The following is a 17,817-nucleotide window of genomic DNA, read 5'->3' as shown; positions in this document are numbered from 1 at the left end:
ACGGCAACCTCCCGACCAACGTGTCAAAACCGGAGGTACGATGCGATGTTCTCTCCCACCGGTCTCTACGCCTGCGGCGCCATCTTCGTCACATTCCTGGTCGTTGCCCGGGTGATCTCGTCGAGAAGGAAAGCGGGGCTGATTCCGGCCGCGGCTGCAGTCACCGCCATCGAGTCGGGGCTGTTGACCGAGTTCGGGCTGCCGCTGCCCGCCGGACTGCTGCTCGTCCTGGCCGGCGCGACGAACCAGCTTGTCGTCTCGGGCGGCATTCTCATGGTCAACCTGCTGCTGGCCTGGGTTCTGTTTCGCCTGCTGACGGGCCGGGAGGCGCGGCTCTACGGCATCTGATCCGGCGGGGGCGTTCTCGCGATGGCTTCCTGCACCTTCTCGGTCAGCATTTTCGTCCGGTAGGGCTTCTGGATGAAGCCGGCAAGCCCCTTCCCCAGGAAGTGGTTGACCGTCTCCTGCTCGTTGTAGCCGCTCGACAGCACCACCCGCACGCCCGGGTCGATTCGTCGAAGCTCCCGGAACGCGTCCTCGCCGCCCATGCGCGGCATCGTCATGTCGAGCACGACCGCCGCGATGTCCCCCTGCCGTTTCCGGAACAGCTCCACGGCGTCGATACCGTCCGCCGCGGTGAGGACGGTGAAGCCGGCGCCTTCGAGCATCATCCGGGCCACGTCGCGCACCGCTTCCTCGTCGTCTGCCACGAGGACGGTTCCCGCCGGCCGGGGCTGCGCCGGCTTCGCCTGCGCGATCCGCTCCGTTCCCGCCGATCCCGCGACCCCGTCCCCGTCGATCGCGGGGAACAGCACCTTGAACGTCGTGCCGCGGCCCGGCTCGCTGTAGACGCGCAACCCGCCCTTGTGGCTCCGGACGATGCCGAGCGCCGCGGCGAGTCCCAGCCCCCGCCCGGTGTGCTTGGTCGTGAAGAACGGGTCGAAGATCCGGGCCTGGGTCTCCCGGTCCATCCCGCAGCCGGTGTCGGAGACCTCGACGAAGGCGTAACCGCCGGGGGCCAGTTGTTCGTCGAGGTAGTTTCCCGCGAGGTAGCTGCGATCGACGTCGATCGTCCCCGTGGTCACGGTGATGACGCCGTTGGAATCGTCCAGCGCGTCGGAGGCGTTCGTGATCAGGTTCATGACGACCTGGCGCAGCTGGGTGGCGTCGGCCTCGACGTGGGGAAGGGGCGCCGCCAGGTTGAACTTGAGGTGCGCCCGCTTCGAGATGACCGTGGTCAGGAGGTGCCCCATCTCCTCGACGAGGCGCGAGAGGTTGATCGGCTCGACGACGAAGCGGCCCTTGCCGGAATAGGCGAGCATCTGGTTCGTCAGGTCGGCCGCCCGGGTGGCGGCGGCGTCGATGCGCTGCAGGTAGGGGCGGACGGGCGATTCGGCCGACACCGCGTTCATCGCGAGGTCGACGTTCCCCAGCATGCTGACGAGCAGGTTGTTGAAGTCGTGGGCGATGCCGCCCGCCAGGATGCCGAGGCTCTCGAGCTTCTGCGTCTGGAGCAGCTTGGCTTCCATCTTCCGGCTCTGGATCTGCGCCTGCCGGACCTCGGTGATGTCCTCGACGAGCTCGATGAAGCCGCGGCACGTGCCGTCTTCCCCGAGGACTGGGAACGCGTGGATCCGGACGTTGAACGGGCTGCCGTCGGGACGCGTGTTGTCGATCTCGCGGGTGACCGCTTCCCGCGTGGCCATCGCCTCGGTCCCCGGGCAATGGTCGCACGGCCGGTCACGCCGCTCGAATTCCACATGGCAGAATTTCCCCTCGAGATCGGCCGGCGGACAATGGAACAGCCGCCCCTCGGCGGCATTCGCCATGACTACCCGGTAGTTCGTGTCGACGAGGGTGATCCCCAGGTCGATATGGTCGACCAGCGTCCGGTACCGGGCTTCGCTCTCCCGAAGCTTTAATTCGGCGTGGTTGCGTTCGGCAAGGTTCTCCTCGGCCCGCAGCTTCTCGGTGCGCAACTGCCGGAACAGGTCGCCCCAGTAGGTGGCCAAAAACAGCGGGATCGCCCAGATGCCGAGGTTGTGGCGGATCGGAGAGAGGACTCCCTTCCAGGCTTCAAGGCCAATCGTGATATTGACGCCCATGAGGAATTCGTCGAGGAATAGGAACGCGAAACCGGCAAAGAGGGCCGCCGGGACGCGGCTGCCCGCCCTGCGGTGACGAACCAGCATCGCGAGGACCGCCGCCATGAAGGCGGAGGCGGTGATGCGGGAGGCCATATCTCCCCAGAAGAGGGCATAATCGACGCCGGTCCCGATGTACAGCCCGGGATGCGCATCAAGGAAGCGGATCCAGAGCGGGGCGGAGACGAGGTAGAGCGCGACGAAGACCGCGATGCCGGCACGCAGGAACCAGCGTCCGAAATGTTTTTCGGGCGCGAAGTAGCGCAGGAAGGCGAAGCCTAGCAGGATGCGCCCGATGTCGGTGAGCATATGCTCGAGCGGCGGGAACGTGCGGTACGAGAAGAGGGTCGGGACGAAGCCGCGGAAGGCGCCGTACTCGAGCACGAACATCAGCAGCTCGCGGGTAAGACCGAAGGCCGCCGCGATGCCGATGTAGAGGTCGCGGCTCTCGTTCGTGCGCTTGTATTGCTGGGACGAGACGACCGCCAGCACCATCCAGAAGAATCCGGCCAGCAGGAAGCGGACGGAATTGTTCCCCGGGTCGCCGCCTCCGGCGCCGAACTCTTTCAGGATTTCGAGTATTTCGTTCCCCACCTGTCCTCCGGAAATCACAACGATGCGCTCGAGCCGGGCTCGCAGATGACTGATCGGCAAAAATGCCGGATTTGTTTAACGGAAAATCAACGGGATCGTCCCGGGATCGTCCAGCGGTCGTACCCGAGCAGGAGCAGCAACCCCGGGATCGCGGCGGCAGTGCTGATGACGAAATACGCCTCCCATCCGGCCGACTTGGCGAGCCAGCCGGTGGGGGCGCCGACCACGACGCGCGTGACGGCCATGAGGCTGGTCAAAAGCGCGTATTGCGTAGCGGTGAAGCGGCGGTTGCACAGGCTCATCAGGAACGCGGTATAGGCGGCGTTCCCCATGCCGCTGCACAGGTTCTCGGAGCCGATCGCGAACACCATCAGCGGGTAGCTTTTCCCGAAGCGGGCCAGGCCGAGGAACGACAGCGTGGAGATCGACTGGACCAGGCCGAACGCCCACAGGCACGCCTTCAGCCCGTAGCGGGTGACGGCCGCCCCTCCCGCCAGCGTCCCGAGGATCGTCGCGATCATGCCGAACAGCTTGTAGACTGCGCCGATGTCGGTCTTGGTGAAGCCGGTCTCCATGAGGAACGGGGTGACGAGGGCGTTGGCCATCACCACGTCCAGCTTGTAGAAGAGGATGAACAACAGGATCCACGCGGCGCCCGGGCGCGAGAGGAATTCGACGAACGGGTCGACGACCGCCTCCCGCAGGCTCTTCGGCGGTTTCGCGGTGAGGCGCGGCTCGGGCGCGAAGAGCGAGGCGAAGACCCCGAAGCCCATGCACCCCGCCATCAGCAGGTAGACCGCGCGCCACGGGATCCGGTCGGCCAGGATGAGTGCGGCCCCGCCCGACACGATCATCGCCACCCGGTAGCCGAGGATATGGACGCCGACGCCCGGACCGATCTCGGCCGGTTCGAGCACCTCGGTGCGCCACGCGTCGACCACGATGTCCTGCGAGGCGCTGAAGAACGCCACAAGTAGCGCGAGCAGTCCGACGAGGCCGATGTGCGCCTTCGGATCGGAAAACGCCATCGCGGCGAGGGCCGCTGCCAGGGCGCCTTGGGTGACGATCATCCAGCCGCGGCGGCGCCCAAGGAACGGGGGGACGAAGCGGTCCATCAGCGGCGACCAGAGAAACTTGAGCGTGTAGGGGAGCCCGACGAGGGAGAAGACGCCGATCAGCGCGAGGTCGACCTTCTCGGTCGCCATCCACGCCTGCAGCGTCGAGCCGGTCAGCGCGAGCGGGAGACCCGACGAAAAGCCGAGCAGCAGCACCCAGAAGATGCGCGGGTTGGCGAAGGCGGCGAGCAGCGAAGTCATGACGCGATAATTTAGCACACTGCGCCTCGATACCCCTCGCGGCGCCCGGCTCACGCTCGATGCGTCCAGCATCTCGCTGCCGCCGGCGGCTTCGGCAGGCTTCCGCGCCCATCCATGGGCGCTCTTCCTTTCGCTTGGTCGGCGCCTGACTCAGAGCTCGAATCCCCGGCCATCAATATGCCGGGCGGATTCTCGCTCCCTGGCGCCTAAACCCGCTCGGGGCATAGGCCCCCTTCAGAGGGGATACACGGCTCCGCTGCAGCCGAGTGGGGACCGACGTGTGGCGTTGTATCGGGCGGGCTACCAATCCCGCTGCCTGCGCCGTCTTCGTGTATGTGTAAACAAATCGTGTCGCGGTTGCCCGTCGCTTCCGTAGCGGAGGCGGGCGGGGGGACCTGAACGCAGTGCCGATGGATAGGAGTGTTGCGGCTGGTTACGGAGTGAACGGCTCCCCCCCGCGGAGCGAAGGAATCCCGGGGCGTCCCCCGAAAGGGATGCATCGGGACGCGGGAACCCGATGAGCGTCGTTTGCGCGTATTCCCCGCGGTTGCGATTGGTGGTAGGAATGGGATATTCGTTTGCTGCCGCGCGTTCGAAGAGGGAGGGCTTCATGGGCTATCCGCTTTCGCACCGGACCGGACGCACGCTTTCCGAAGGCAGCGATTTCCCGCTGGGCGCCACCGCATTGCCGGGCGGCGTGAACTTCGCCGTCTACTCCCGCAACGCCTCCGAGATGTTCCTCCTGCTGTTCGACCGTCCCGACGCCGACCCGACCGACGTCATCCGCATCGGGAATCGGGACCGCTTCATCTGGCACGTCTTCGTGCACGGGATCTCCGCGGGGCAGCTTTACGCCTTCAAGGCGCGAGGCGAATACGATCCTGCCCGCGGGCTGCGCTTCAACGAGAGCAAGCTGCTCGCGGATCCCTACGCCCGGGCCTTCACGGGCCCATTTCGTAATGTCGACAACCTGCTGCTTTCGTACGACCCCGCATCGCCCGGCCGCGATCTGGTCTCCGACCCTCGCGACGACACCCGGATCGTCCCCAAGGGCATCGTCACGGAGGATCGCTTCGACTGGCAGGGGGTATCGCCGCCGAACCACCCGCTCGACCGGCTCGTCATCTACGAGACGCACGTGAAGGGCTTCACCGCCGATCCTGCCTCGGGCGTCGCGCATCCCGGAACCTATCTCGGCTTCACGGAAAAGATCCCCTACCTCAAGGCGCTGGGCGTCAACGCCGTCGAGCTGCTCCCCGTGCACGCGCACTACACCGAGGACTTCCTTCTGGCGAAAGGACTCACCAATTACTGGGGATACAACACCTCCGGGTTTTTCGCGCCGGAGGCGACTTACGGCACCGGGCGGGTTCCCGGCTGCGAGATCGACGAGTTCAAGACGCTGGTGCGCGAGCTCCATCGGGCGGGGATCGAGGTGATCCTCGACGTGGTCTACAACCATACCTGCGAGGGGAGCGAACTGGGCCCGACGATGAGCCTGCGCGGCCTCGACAACCCGTCGTACTACGCCCTGACAGGGCCGCCCTCCCAACCGGCGCGCTACTACACCAACACCACCGGCTGCGGCAACGCACTCGATCTCTCCAGCCCGCCGGCGCTTCGGCTGGTCATGGATTCCCTGCGCTACTGGGTCGAAGTGATGCGGGTCGACGGCTTCCGGTTCGACCTGGCGTCGGTCCTGGCCCGGGAAGACGGCCGCTACCGGAACAACGCCTCCTTCTTCGACGCCGCCGCGCAGGATCCCGTGCTGTGCCGCGTCAAGCTGATCGCGGAGCCGTGGGACCTGGGGACTTACGAGGTGGGCAACTTCCCGGTCGACTGGAGCGAGTGGAACGGGAAGTTCCGGGATACGATCCGCCGGTTCGTCAAGGGGGATCCCGGGCAGCTTCCCGACCTGGGACGGCGGCTGACGGGCTCGGCCGACCTCTACGGCGACGATGGCCGATCGGCCTACAACAGCGTCAATTTCGTCACCTGCCACGACGGGTTCACCCTCGGAGACCTGGTCTCCTATAACGGAAAGCACAACGATGCCAACCTGGAGGGCAACCGGGACGGCAACGACGACAACGCTTCGTGGAACTGCGGGGCAGAGGGTGACACGCAGGATCCTGCGGTGCTTGCGCTGCGACGGCGACTCGCCAAGAACCATGCCTGCTGCCTGCTGCTCGCCGCCGGTACCCCGATGATCCTCTCGGGGGATGAATGCCTCCGGTCGCAGCAGGGCAACAACAACGCCTACTGCCAAGACAATGCGCTGGGCTGGTTTCGCTGGGACGACGTGAAGCGCAACGCCGATTTCCTCGATTTCTTCCGGAAACTGATCGAACTCAACCGCCGCTTCCCGATCCTGCAGCGCCGGAAATTCCTGCTGGGAGACGACCTCGACGCGGATGGCATTCCCGATATCGACTGGTTCGGGAAGGCGCTCGACCGTCCGGATTGGGGAGATTCCGAATTGCGGACGCTCGCCTGGCGGCTCGAGGGCAGCGAGGACGGGACGGAGGGGGTCGGCGGGGCGTACCAGCTGTTCGTCGTCCTGAACGCCGACTGGCGTCCGCAGCAGGTGATGCTGCCCGCGCCGCCCTCCGGGTTGCGGTGGCGGCGAGTGATCGACACGGCGCTGCCGGCGGGGGAGGACTTCGCTGAGGCGGGCGCCGAGGTGGCGATCGATCCCCCGGGCGCCTATCTCGTGCCGCCCCGGGCCACGGTGGTACTCGTCGCGAAGTGACCGGTTTTTCGAAGGTCTTGACCCACGTCAAGGCGGGCGTGGCGCCTTCCGTGGGAGAAGAGTGCAACAAAACGAATTGCGGCATACCTCATTCGGCCAGGAGGGGAGACGATGCGAACGAGACTCTGGAAGGCGGGTTCGTTGCTGATGGCGGCGGCGCTGGCCGTCGCGCTGCCGGCGCTGGCGGCGAAGTCCACCAAGTCGGCGAAGTCGGGCGGCGCGGCGGGCAAGGGGGATGTGAAAGTCTCCGCTGCGGCGTGTTACGACTGCCACGACGAGATCAAGGCGCTCAAGGAGGGGAGCCGGCATGCGGGGCTCGCCTGCGCGACTTGTCACGGCGGGCTGAAGGAGCATCTGGATTCGAGCGACAACAAGCCCGTCACGATCATCGACCAGAAGGTGTGCGGCGGCTGCCACAAGGAACAATATGCCAGCTTCTTCAAGACCAACCACGAGGGGGCTGCGCGAAAGGAAAAAGGCGTCCCGGCCGGGCGATCCCCGATGATGGACAAGCTGTTGGCGCCCTACGGCTTCACCATCGAGCACAACGAGCCGCGAGGCCATGCGTTCATGATCATCGACCAGTTTGTCGTCGACCGCTTCCAGGGCGGCCGATTCCAGTTCAAGCAGGGCGCGTGGGGAATGGACCAGGCCGGCAAGACATGGGACGTGTTGACCGACACCGGCAAGACGTTGCCCGAGACGGCGAAGGCGGGCAATCCCACCTGCATCCAGTGCAAGACCTCCGACCACCTGCTCAAGTGGAAGTATCTGGGCGACAAGGATCCCAAGGCGAAGTGGGACCGCACCTCCGACGTCGTCGCGGTCGCGAAGGACACCAACAACGTCGTGGGCTGCGTCCATTGCCACGACCCGCACGGCGCGAAGCCGCGCGTGGTGCGGGATGCGCTGATCGAGGCGATCTCGGCCAAGGGCGCGAAGATGTTCGAGCGCAACGGGAAGACCGACCTCAAGGTGATTTCCTTCCGCGACGGCTTCCGTAAAATCGGCCTGATGGAGAAGACCGACTCCCGGATGATGTGCGCCCAGTGCCACGTCGAGTACGCCTGCGGGGCGGGCGCCCAGTTCAGCGACGGGAAGAAGGTCGGCTACGACGACGTCCGCACGAACTATTTCCCGCTCGAAGGCCCTCTCGGCCTGCTGGAAAAATACAAGAAGCAGGACTTCTTCGATTTCAAGCATGCAGTCACCGGTGCGCGGCTGGTCAAGCTGCAGCACCCCGAGGCCGAGACGTACGCGGGCAGCGTCCACGACAAGGCCGGAATCCAGTGCCACCAGTGCCATATGCCGAAGGTCAAGAAGGGCGGCAAGGTCTATACCGACCACGGTGTGGTCCGCCCGAAGAACCACGTGAAGGAATCGTGCTCGGGCTGCCACCCGAAGGCGACTCTCGAGTCGAAGGCTTACCAGATCGAGGGGACGCAGAATTACATCCGCGGCAAGATGCGCAAGGCCGAATACTGGCTCGGGCAGCTGATCGACGCCTATGCAGCGGCGAAGCGGATGGGCGTCCCCGAGGAAACGCTGGCCAAGGCGCGGCTGAAGCACGAGGAAGCACACGTCCTGTGGGAGTGGTGGACCGCCGAGAACAGCGACGGCTTCCACAATCCCGAGCTCGCGCGCGAGTCGCTGGCGCAGTCGATCAGCGCTTCGAAGGAAGGCGTAAAGATCCTCAACGACGCGATGGATGCGAAGAAGTAGTGGGGGTATTGACTTGGTGTCACGGGCCGGGAGATCGCTTTCCCGGCCCGATTCCGTTCGTGGTGCCCTCTCCCCGTAGGGCAGGATTCACTTGTCGTCCTCTTCGCAAGGTTTCTTTTCGATGCGTGGCTTGGGTAGACTGTCGTGGTATGTTTTGCGACACGTCAGGGGGGGGCTGCATGCTGATTCCGTTCCGGGGGAAACATCCCCAGATCCACCCGTCCGTCTACATCGCCGAGGGGGCGCAGCTGATCGGCGACGTCGAGGTCGGCGAGGAGGGGAGCATCTGGTTCAACACCGTCCTGCGGGGCGACATCAACTTTATCCGGATCGGCCGGCGCAGCAACGTGCAGGACAACTGCATGTTCCACCTGACGAAGGACCTGCCGGTGATCGTCGGCGACGAGGTGACGTTTGGCCACGGTGTCTGCGCCCACGGCTGCGTTATCGAGGACCTGTGCCTGATCGGGATCGGGGCGGTTATCCTCGACAACGCCGTGATCGGCCGCGGCAGCATTGTGGCGGCGGGGGCGGTCGTCCCGCCGGGGTTGAAGGTCCCCCCGCACTCGCTCGTGATGGGCGTCCCGGCCAAGGTGGTCAGGGACCTCGGCCCCGATTCGGTCGAACGGGTGCGCGTCTACTCGAACAACTACGTCAACTATGCGAAGGAATTCATGAAGGAACGGGAGGCGGCGCGTGCAGAAAAGGATTGAGGCGATCTGGAACGGCGACCGGCTGATCCAGGATTTCGGGATGAAGCTGGAAGAGGCGCGGGAGGGGTACGCGCGCGTCTCGGTCAAGGTGCAGGAGCGGTTCCTCAACGCCCACAATATCGGTCACGGCGTGCTGGTGTTCGCGGTGGCCGACGCGGCGTTCGCGCTCTCGGTCAACGCGACGGTCGACGCGGTCGGCGCGCAGTACAACATGAACGTCCTGCGGGCGTCGAAGCCCGGCGAGACGATCACCTGCGAGTCGAAGGCGGTCCACACCGGCCGCCAGTCGATCGTCGTCGAGCTTTCGGTGACCGGCGAGGACGGCCGCCTGATCGCAAAGGGTCAGGCGACCGCCCTGCCGCTGCCGCGGAAGGGTTAGCTACTCGGCATCCATGTTCACATCGAACGGGATCTCGGGGTGCTCGATCTTGTTGAGGGCGCGCCGGGCGACCTTGGTTCGCTGGGCGGCCTTCGCCACTTCCTTCGCGACCGCCGGTGCGACCTTTCGGTTGAACACCGACGGGATGATGTAATCCTCCGACAGCTCGGCCTTGTCGACGCAACCCGCGATCGCATGGGCGGCCGCCAGCTTCATCTCCTCGGTGATCATCGAGGCGCGGCAGTCGAGCGCGCCGCGGAAGAGGCCGGGGAAGCAGAGGACGTTGTTGATCTGGTTCGGATAGTCGGAACGGCCTGTCGCCATGATGCGGACATACGGCGCGGCCTCCTCGGGCATGATCTCGGGATCGGGGTTCGCCATCGCGAAGACGATCGGGTCCTTGGCCATCACCTTCAGGTCCTCGACGGTGATGAGGCCCGGGCCGGCAAGACCGATGAACATGTCGGCGCCCTTCATCACGTCGGAAAGCTTCCCCCGTTCGCCGTTGGGGTTCGTGTGCTCGGCGTACCAGTCCTTCATGAAGTTCATGTGCTGCTTGCGCCCCTTGTAGATGGCCCCGGTGCGGTCGACGCCGATGATGTTCTTCGCGCCGGCGTTCATGATGATCTTGCTGCAGGCGACGCCGGCCGCGCCGACGCCCGCCACGATGATCTTCATGTCCTGGATCCGCTTCTTGACGATCTTGAGCGAATTGAGCAACGCGGCGAGGACGACCACCGCCGTGCCGTGCTGGTCGTCGTGGAATACCGGGATATCCATCTCGGCCTTGAGCCGTTCCTCGATCTCGAAGCAGCGGGGGGCGGAGATATCCTCGAGGTTGATGCCGCCGAAACTGGGCGCGAGCGCCTTGACGATCTTGATGATCTCTTCGGTGTCTTTCGTGTCGATGCAGATCGGCCACGCATCGACGCCGCCGAATTCCTTGAACAGCATCGCCTTGCCTTCCATGACCGGCATGGCCGCTTCCGGCCCGATGTCGCCGAGGCCGAGCACCGCCGTGCCGTCGGAAACGACCGCGACGGTGTTGCGACGGATCGTGAGCGTGTGCGACTTCTTGACGTCGTGGTGGATGGCCATGCAGACGCGGGCGACGCCCGGCGTGTAGGCGATGGACAGGTCGGCGCGCGTCTTGACCGGGATCTTGTTTGCGACCTCGATCTTGCCGCCCAGGTGCTTGAGGAAGGTACGGTCGGAAACGTTGACGACCTTGACGCCGCCGACCTTCTTGACCGCGGCGATGATCTCGTTGGCATGGTCGACGTCGCGGGCGCGCACCGTGATATCGCGGGTGACCGTCCCTTTGCCGTGGCCGGAGAGATCGACTGCGCCGATGTCGCCGCCGGCGACGCCGATCGCCGTGGCGATCTTGCCGAGCATGCCCGGCTTGTTCTGGATGTCGACGCGCATCGTGATGCTGTAGCTGTCGCTCGGTGTGGCCAAAACTCCCATCTTCGTCCTCCCGTAGTGTCGGTTATGTATCCCCTTGCCGGATCGCTGCGAACAACAACTTCATAAAGTGCGGATGTCTCGCGGAATCCTCCGCTCCGGGGCGGGGGCCGTTCGCTCCATCGGCAGCCGCAACACTTCTATCCATCGGCATTGCGCTCAGACCCCCATCCCCTTCCGCTACGGAAGCAGGAGCCATCCGCAGCGTCGCCTCCGTCGCTACGCGCGCAGGGGTAAACGCCGGTGAATGTGACGCTGGAGTGAATCATAGGGGAGCGTTGGGGAGGGGGCACCCCCCGAAGGGGGGGAATTCCGTCGGGCATATCCCCCCCTTTCGCGGGGGGAGAAATTACGGGATCAGGCCGAGCTTGCGCGCCTTGCTGACGGCTTCGGTGCGGGTGCCGACGTAGAGCTTCAGGTAAAGGCGCTTGAGATACCACTTCACGGTTTCCTCGGAGAGGAAGAGCCGCTTGCCGATCTCGCGGTTGCGCAGCCCTTTCGAGATCAGGTCGAGGATCTGCACCTCGCGGTGGTGGAACGGCTCGTCCCGCAGGTCGGGTTCCCGTTTCCCGTAGACCGGCCTGCCGCGGTCCTGCATCGCGGCGAGGATCGGCACGACCGTGGAGCGCATCGCCTTATTTGCCTCGAGCAACCGGAGCAGCGGGATGAGGCGGGCGCCCGCGTTGATGAAGGGCCGCAGGATCCCGTTTCCCCCGGCCAGTTTCAGCGCTTCACCAAGCGCCGAGAGCGCCCGCTCGCGACGCGACAGCCCGTCGGTGGCAAGCGCCTGGAGGATCCGGAATTCGATGACGTGGCGCACGCGGCCCGCTGCCGTGGCGCTGCGGATGGCGCCGGCGGCGAGCCTGGCGGCGTCGTCGAACTGCTTCCCCGCCAGCATGAGTCGGATCCGTTCGACCAGGTAGAGCTCCTGCCTTTCCGAGAAGCGGTCGCCGGTTCCCGGTTTCCACCCGTCCAGCGTCGCTGCGGCGGCTTCGAGGAAACCCGCCGCCTTCCCCGGCTCCCCGGTGAGGATCGTCATCCGGGCGTCGAGCAGGTCGGCCCGGAACAGGACCCGTGTAAGGTCGTGCATCCGGGCGACCGCGCGGGCGTGTTCGAGATCGGCGGCCGCCAGGTCCGGCCTCCGAAGCGCCGCATTGGCGCGCGCACGCTCCACGAGCGAAAGCCCCAGGAATCCGAACGCCTCGCCCGCCTCGATCAGCGCGATGCCTTCCGAAAGCTGTTCCTGCGCTTCCGACAACCGGTTCTGGTCGTGGAGCTCGAGCGCCAGGCCGTACCGGAGAAAGGCCGCACCGACGCTTCGGAGCCACCGTCGCTTTCCGGCGAGGTCGAGCGATTCACGGAAAGACCGCTCCGCCTCGACGCCGTGCCCCATCAGGTAAAAGGCGATCCCGACGTTGAGCCGCGCGTTGAGGTTGACGAGGGAGCTGTCGACCGCATCCGTGACCTCGATCGCCGCCTGGAAGCGGTGAAGGGCTGCGGGCAGGTCGCCCTCGACGCGGCACTTGAAGCCGAGCGCGATGGCGGCATAGCCTCGCAACACCTTCGCTGCGGAGGGGAAGGCGTCGGCAATGTCGGCGTTCAATCCCGACACGTCGGGCTCGTCCCGGCGGATGATGCCCAGGACCGCCCGAAGGACGTGCAACTCGGCGTCGGCGAGAGAGACCGCCGGAACCCGAGGATGGACGGCGCCCGGGTCCGCGGCTCGAATCGCCTTCTCTGCGGAAGCGATCCGGCTGTTCGCGCCTTCGAATTCTCCCAGGTAGCAAAGCGACCATGCATGGAGCGTGCAGAGCGTACCCGAGCGCCGGACGGCCTCGTCGGGAAGCGCATCGAGGCTCTGACGCAGCTCCTTGAAATCGCCCCGGCGGAACAGCTCCCGGCCGGAGAGCTCGAGCAGTCGCGCCGCTCTCCGGAGGCGCTTCCCGGCGATGGCATGCCGGACCGCCTCGGCCGGAAGATCGTTTTCCTCGAACCATGCACTGGCGCGGTCGTATAGCCCTTCGACCGCTTCGGGAAGATCGGTACGCAATCGGATCCGGAGGAAATGGGCGAACAGGTGATGGTAGCGGTACCAGGTGCGCTGGTCATCGAGCCCGAAGACGAACAGGTTGCCGTTCTCGAGCGTCTCGAGCATCTGCCTGCCATCCTGCCGCCCGGTAAGACGGTCGCAAAGGGGGGCGGTCATCCGGTCGAGGATTGCCGTCTCCATCAGGAAGCGCTGCACGGCCCGGGGCTGCCGGTCGAAGACGTCTTCGAGCAGGTAATTGGCGATCTTGCGCTGGGCGCCGGTGATGGACGCCACGATCCGGTCGGGATCGCCTGCGCCGGGGAAGGCCATCGCCGCCAGCTGGAGCCCTGTGATCCATCCCTCGGTTCGGGAACAGAGCCCCTCGATCTGGCGTACGGACAGCCCCAGGCGGCATGTCTCGTTGAGGTAGCCGTGCGCTTCGGCCTCGTTGAACCGAAGATCGTCCCATCGGTATTCGCGCAGCCCTCCGCGCATCCGGAGCCGTTCGAGCGAGAGCGGGGGATCCTTGCGGGTGCCGATGACGAAGCGGGTCGCGGCCGGTGCGTTGCGGATGAAATATTCCAGCAGGGCGTGGATCGCCTTCTCGCGAATCTCGTGGTAGTCGTCGAGGAAGAGGGTCAGCGGGGGGGCGTTTTTTCCCAGGGCGTGCAGGATGCTCTCCGCGACGTATTCGATCGGGACGTCCGGCGTCGCGGCGATCGCCTCGAACGCTTCCCGGCAAGCTCCGGGCCGGACCGCCCGGATCGCCGCAACCAGGTTGCCGAGGAACCGCCTGGGCGGGTTGTCGAACGCGTCGAGCGAGAGCCAGGCGGCGTCTTGCCCGGCGTCCCGCAGCGAAAGGTACCACTCGGACAGCACCGTCGTCTTTCCGGAGCCGGCCGGGGCGGAGACGAGCACCAGGCGGGGCGCCTCCTCCCCGCCTGGCCGTTCCGCAAGGAAGCGGGGGCGCGGCATATGCCGAACCCCCTGCGAAGGCGGCCGCAGTTTCGTCTCGAGCGCGCGCTGTCCGAAGCCCGGATCCATAGGCGATGATTATAGATGATCCGGTCGCGCCGCTTGCTTTTCCCGGTGCGCCCCCCGACAATTAAGGATGACCCGAAACAGTCTTCTCCCGCAATCGCCCGATGCCTCCGGCGAGCCGTTCGATATCGTCCTGGTGACCGGGGACGCTTATGTCGATCATCCCGCGTTCGGCGCGGCCATCATCGGCCGTCACCTCGAATCGCTCGGCTACCGCGTCGGGATCCTGGCGCAACCGGCCTGGAAGGACGCGGCGGAATTCCGGCGCCTCGGGCGCCCCCGGCTTTTCTTCGGGGTCACGGCCGGCAACCTCGACTCGATGGTGGCCAACTACACCCCGGACCGGCGTCACCGTGCTTCCGATGCCTATTCCCCCGGCGGAAAGCCGGGCCGAAGGCCGGACCTCGCGACGGTCGTCTACGCGCAGCGCTGCCGGGAAGCGTTTCCCGGCGTTCCGATCGTCCTGGGCGGCATCGAGGCCAGCCTTCGCCGCCTGTCACACTACGACTTCGTCCAGCAGAAGGTGCGCGGCTCGGTGCTGGCCGACGCCAAGGCCGACGTCCTCGTCTACGGAATGGGGGAGCGGGCCGTCGAGGCGCTGGCCCGGCACTACGCCGACGGGGGAGAGGCCGAGGCGCTGCGCACGATTTCCGGCATCGCCTACCTGTCGTCGGTCGCGCCGGAGGGGGCCGCCCTCTTGCCTTCCGCCGAAACGGCGGCGAAGGACCCCGACGGATTCTTCGAATTCTTCCGGGCATTCCGGGAGGCATCGCTCAAACCCTCGCCTCCCGTGCTGGCCCAGCCTCACGGCAAGCGGTGGGTCGTCGTCAACCCGCCCGCGCGGCCGCTGTCCCCGCAGGAGCTCGACGCGGTCTACCGGCTGCCGTTCACGCGAGCCTTCCCGGCGCAGTACGGTCGGGAAGGGGGAATCCCGGCGCTCGAGACCGTGCGGACCTCCGTCGTCGCGCACCGCGGCTGCTCGGGCGGCTGTGCCTTCTGCGCGCTCGGAGCCCACCAGGGAAGGATGGTGGTCAGCCGCCCCGCGGAAGGAATCGTCGACGAGGTGCGCCGCCTGGCGGCGCGGCCCGATTTCAAGGGGACGATCCAGGACGTGGGTGGTCCCACCGCCAACATGTACGGAAGCCGCTGCGGACGGGCCGGCGAGGAGGGGCAGCCGGGCTGCTCCCGGGCGAGCTGCCTGTATCCGAGGATCTGCTCCCATCTCGAGGCGTCCGGGGAGCCGTTTCGCCGACTGCTGTCCGAAGTACGCCGCGTCCCGGGCGTCCGGCACGTGTTCGTCGCGTCCGGGCTTCGGCACGATCTGCTCATCCTGCCCGCGCAGCGCGGGCTGTTCCGGGATCTGGTGCTGCACCACGTCGGCGGGCGGATGAAGGTCGCGCCCGAGCATGTGGCGCCCTGCGCGCTTCGCCGGATGGGGAAACCCGCCCCGGCGGCCTTCGAGGAATTCCTGCGGCAGTTCGACGCGCTGCGGCGGGAGGGGGGGCAGGACCTCCAGGTCGTGCCCTACCTGATCGCGGGCCACCCCGGGACGGAGATGGAGGACGCGCTCGCGCTGTCCCGCTTCGTCCTCGAACGGCTCGGCGGCGGCGTCGAGCAGGCGCAACAGTTCACGCCCACTCCGATGACGGCCGCGACCTGCATGTTCGTGACCGGGCGCGATCCCGCGGATGGCGAGACGGTGCATGTGCCGTCGGGGGCTGAGGCCAAGGTGCAGAAGGCGCTGCTCGATCTTTCGAGCCCGCGCAACGCGGAGAAGGTCGCGGCGCATTTCCGGCGGATCGGCCGGATGGATCTGGTCAGCGGCATCACAAAACGTTCCGACAGGAGGAAGGGATGATGATGAAAGGGAAGATCGCGGTTGTCACGGGCGGCTCGCGCGGCATCGGGGCGGCGACGGCTAAGCGGCTTGCGGCGCACGGGGCCGCGGTCGCGGTCAATTACGCGAACAGCCGGGAGGCCGCCGAGGCGGTTGTCCGGGAGATCGTGTCGGCGGGGGGGAAGGCGTTCTGTGTCCAGGCCGACGTCCGCGACCCGGTCCAGGTGAACGCGATGGCGGCGATCGTTGCCGATTCGCTCGGGCCGGTCGACGTACTCGTGATCAATGCGAGCATCGGTTTCCCCATCGTCCCGTTCCTGTCGTTTGCCTGGGAGGATTTCGAGGCGAAGCTGATCGGCGAACTTTCGGCCGCCTTCAACTGCTGCAAGGCGTTCATTCCCGGGATGGTCGACCGGAAGCGGGGCTCGGTGGTGGCGATCAGCAGCCAGCTGTCGCGCCAGCCGGGTTACGGCTTCTGCGCGCACGCGACCGCCAAGTCCGGGCTCGACGCCTTCATGAAGTCGCTTGCCCTCGAGCTGGGGCCGAGCGGCGTCCGGGTCAACGTCGTGGCGCCCGGGCTCACGGAGACCGATGCGACCGCGTCGATCAAGCCCGAGCACAAGGCGGGCGCGGCCAATGCGGCACCACTGCGGCGGATCGGCGTCCCCGACGACGTCGCGGGCGTGGTGCTGTTCATGGCTTCCGAAGAGGCGCGCTTCGTGACCGGCAGCTATCTCCCGGTTAGCGGCGGCAGCCAGATGCTCTAGAAACGACTTCCGGGGGATACAGGGATGGTCAACGGACGTAACGGGAACGGCAACGGGCACCCGGTCACCTCGGAGGAGCTGATCGGCGAGCTGCGGGCGTCGGTCGACCGGCTTTCCGAGAGCGGCCTGGGGCGCGCCGATCTCAAGATGCTCTCGAAATCGTTCCGGGAGCTGGTGCATGCCTTTCGGCGGTTCGATGCATTGCGCGATTTCCGCAAGGTGACCGTGTTCGGTTCAGCGCGAACCAAGCCCGGGAGCCCGGCCTACGTCCAGGCCGAGGCGTTCGGGCGCGAGATGGGGAAGCGCGGGTGGATGGTCGTGACCGGCGGAGGTCCCGGCATCATGGAGGCGGCGCACGTCGGGGCGGGGCGCGACCTGTCGCTGGGGATCAACATCCTGTTGCCGTTCGAGCAGCACGACAACAAGGTGCTCGAAGGCGGCATCAACACGATCCATACGAAATATTTCTTTACCCGCAAGCTGTTGTTCGTCAAGGAATCGCAGGGGGTGGCGCTTTTTCCGGGCGGCTTCGGGACGCTCGACGAGGCGTTCGAGGTGCTGACGCTGCTTCAGACGGGCAAGAGCCATCCGTTCCCCGTTGTCCTGGTCGACGAGCCGGGCGGCTGGTACTGGCGGGCGTTCGAGCAGTTCGTGGAACGGGACATCAAGGGCGAGGGGTGGATCTCAAGAAACGACACGACGTTGTTTCGGATCACCGACCGGGTCGAGGATGCGGTCGCCGAGATCGAGTCGTTCTACCGCGTCTACCACAGCCTCCGGTACGTCGGCCCCGACCTCGTCATGCGGCTCAAGAGTCCCTTGCCGGAGGCGACCGTCGCGGAGATTCAGGACCGGTTCGAAGGCCTGCTCGATGAGGGCGCATTCCGGCTGTCGGGCCCGCTGCCCGAAGAGGCCAACGAACCCGAGCTGGCGGAGCTACCCCGGCTGGTGTTCCGCTTCAACCGGCGGGATTTCGCCGGGCTGCGGCTTCTGATCGACGCGATCAACGCGCCCCGCTGAAACCGTTTCCCCTCTGCTTCGGTCTAACGAAGCGGA

12 protein-coding genes are annotated in these 17,817 nt (G+C 66.3%); 8 read left to right on the top strand and 4 right to left on the bottom strand.

Translation table 11 applies throughout. From position 1 onward, the window contains the following. Positions 1-45 precede the first annotated feature (45 nt). Positions 46-348, top strand: coding sequence for a hypothetical protein (locus VGK27_08520; protein ID HEY3490148.1), 303 nt, complete (start codon positions 46-48; stop codon positions 346-348). Here VGK27_08520 and VGK27_08515 read toward each other — a convergent pair. Further along, a complete protein-coding gene (locus tag VGK27_08515) occupies positions 336-2,738 on the bottom strand; it encodes an ATP-binding protein (GenBank protein ID HEY3490147.1) in 2,403 nt (800 codons plus the stop codon). The two genes, VGK27_08520 and VGK27_08515, sit on opposite strands and share 13 nt — an antisense overlap. 86 nt (positions 2,739-2,824) lie before the next feature. Continuing rightward, positions 2,825-4,072: an AmpG family muropeptide MFS transporter gene (locus VGK27_08510; GenBank protein HEY3490146.1), complete on the bottom strand. Its 1,248-nt coding sequence runs from the start codon at positions 4,070-4,072 to the stop codon at positions 2,825-2,827. A 592-nt stretch (positions 4,073-4,664) separates the two neighbouring features. Between VGK27_08510 and glgX the strand changes: the two genes are divergently transcribed. From glgX to VGK27_08490, 4 genes are all read left to right on the top strand, one after another. Then, positions 4,665-6,806, top strand: a complete 2,142-nt coding sequence (gene glgX, locus VGK27_08505; protein ID HEY3490145.1) for a glycogen debranching protein GlgX — start codon at positions 4,665-4,667, stop codon at positions 6,804-6,806. 111 nt (positions 6,807-6,917) lie between these two features. Next, entirely contained in the window at positions 6,918-8,528 is a 1,611-nt protein-coding gene (locus VGK27_08500) for an ammonia-forming cytochrome c nitrite reductase subunit c552 (GenBank protein HEY3490144.1), read from the top strand. Positions 8,529-8,707: 179 nt separating this feature from the next. Further along, positions 8,708-9,241 carry a gamma carbonic anhydrase family protein gene (locus VGK27_08495; GenBank protein ID HEY3490143.1) on the top strand — a complete coding sequence of 178 codons (534 nt, stop codon included), beginning with the start codon at positions 8,708-8,710 and terminating at the stop codon, positions 9,239-9,241. Further along, positions 9,225-9,620, top strand: coding sequence for a PaaI family thioesterase (locus tag VGK27_08490; GenBank protein HEY3490142.1), 396 nt, complete (start codon positions 9,225-9,227; stop codon positions 9,618-9,620). The genes VGK27_08495 and VGK27_08490 overlap by 17 nt, the downstream gene beginning before the upstream one ends. Here the strand turns inward: VGK27_08490 and VGK27_08485 are convergent, their stop codons facing one another. Both VGK27_08485 and VGK27_08480 read right to left on the bottom strand, forming a co-directional pair. Then, positions 9,621-11,090, bottom strand: a complete 1,470-nt coding sequence (locus VGK27_08485; GenBank protein ID HEY3490141.1) for an NAD-dependent malic enzyme — start codon at positions 11,088-11,090, stop codon at positions 9,621-9,623. It lies immediately after the preceding gene. Between the two features lie 346 nt (positions 11,091-11,436). Then, positions 11,437-14,091 carry a LuxR C-terminal-related transcriptional regulator gene (locus tag VGK27_08480; GenBank protein HEY3490140.1) on the bottom strand — a complete coding sequence of 885 codons (2,655 nt, stop codon included), beginning with the start codon at positions 14,089-14,091 and terminating at the stop codon, positions 11,437-11,439. A gap of 136 nt (positions 14,092-14,227) precedes the next feature. On the opposite strand from VGK27_08480, the gene VGK27_08475 reads away from it, so the two are divergent. From VGK27_08475 to VGK27_08465, 3 genes are read left to right on the top strand one after another with little or no spacing between them, the layout of a single operon-like run. After that, positions 14,228-16,015, top strand: coding sequence for a YgiQ family radical SAM protein (locus tag VGK27_08475; GenBank protein HEY3490139.1), 1,788 nt, complete (start codon positions 14,228-14,230; stop codon positions 16,013-16,015). Next, a complete protein-coding gene (locus VGK27_08470; GenBank protein HEY3490138.1) occupies positions 16,012-16,761 on the top strand; it encodes an SDR family oxidoreductase in 750 nt (249 codons plus the stop codon). The genes VGK27_08475 and VGK27_08470 overlap by 4 nt, the downstream gene beginning before the upstream one ends. Positions 16,762-16,785: 24 nt before the next feature. Further along, entirely contained in the window at positions 16,786-17,781 is a 996-nt protein-coding gene (locus tag VGK27_08465; GenBank protein HEY3490137.1) for a TIGR00730 family Rossman fold protein, read from the top strand. The last annotated feature ends 36 nt before the right edge of the window (positions 17,782-17,817 follow it).

It is taken from the genome of Candidatus Deferrimicrobiaceae bacterium, assembly GCA_036504035.1.
Classification (GTDB): Bacteria; Desulfobacterota; Deferrimicrobia; order Deferrimicrobiales; family Deferrimicrobiaceae; genus JANXPS01.
This window is presented reverse-complemented; position numbering and strand designations above follow the sequence as displayed.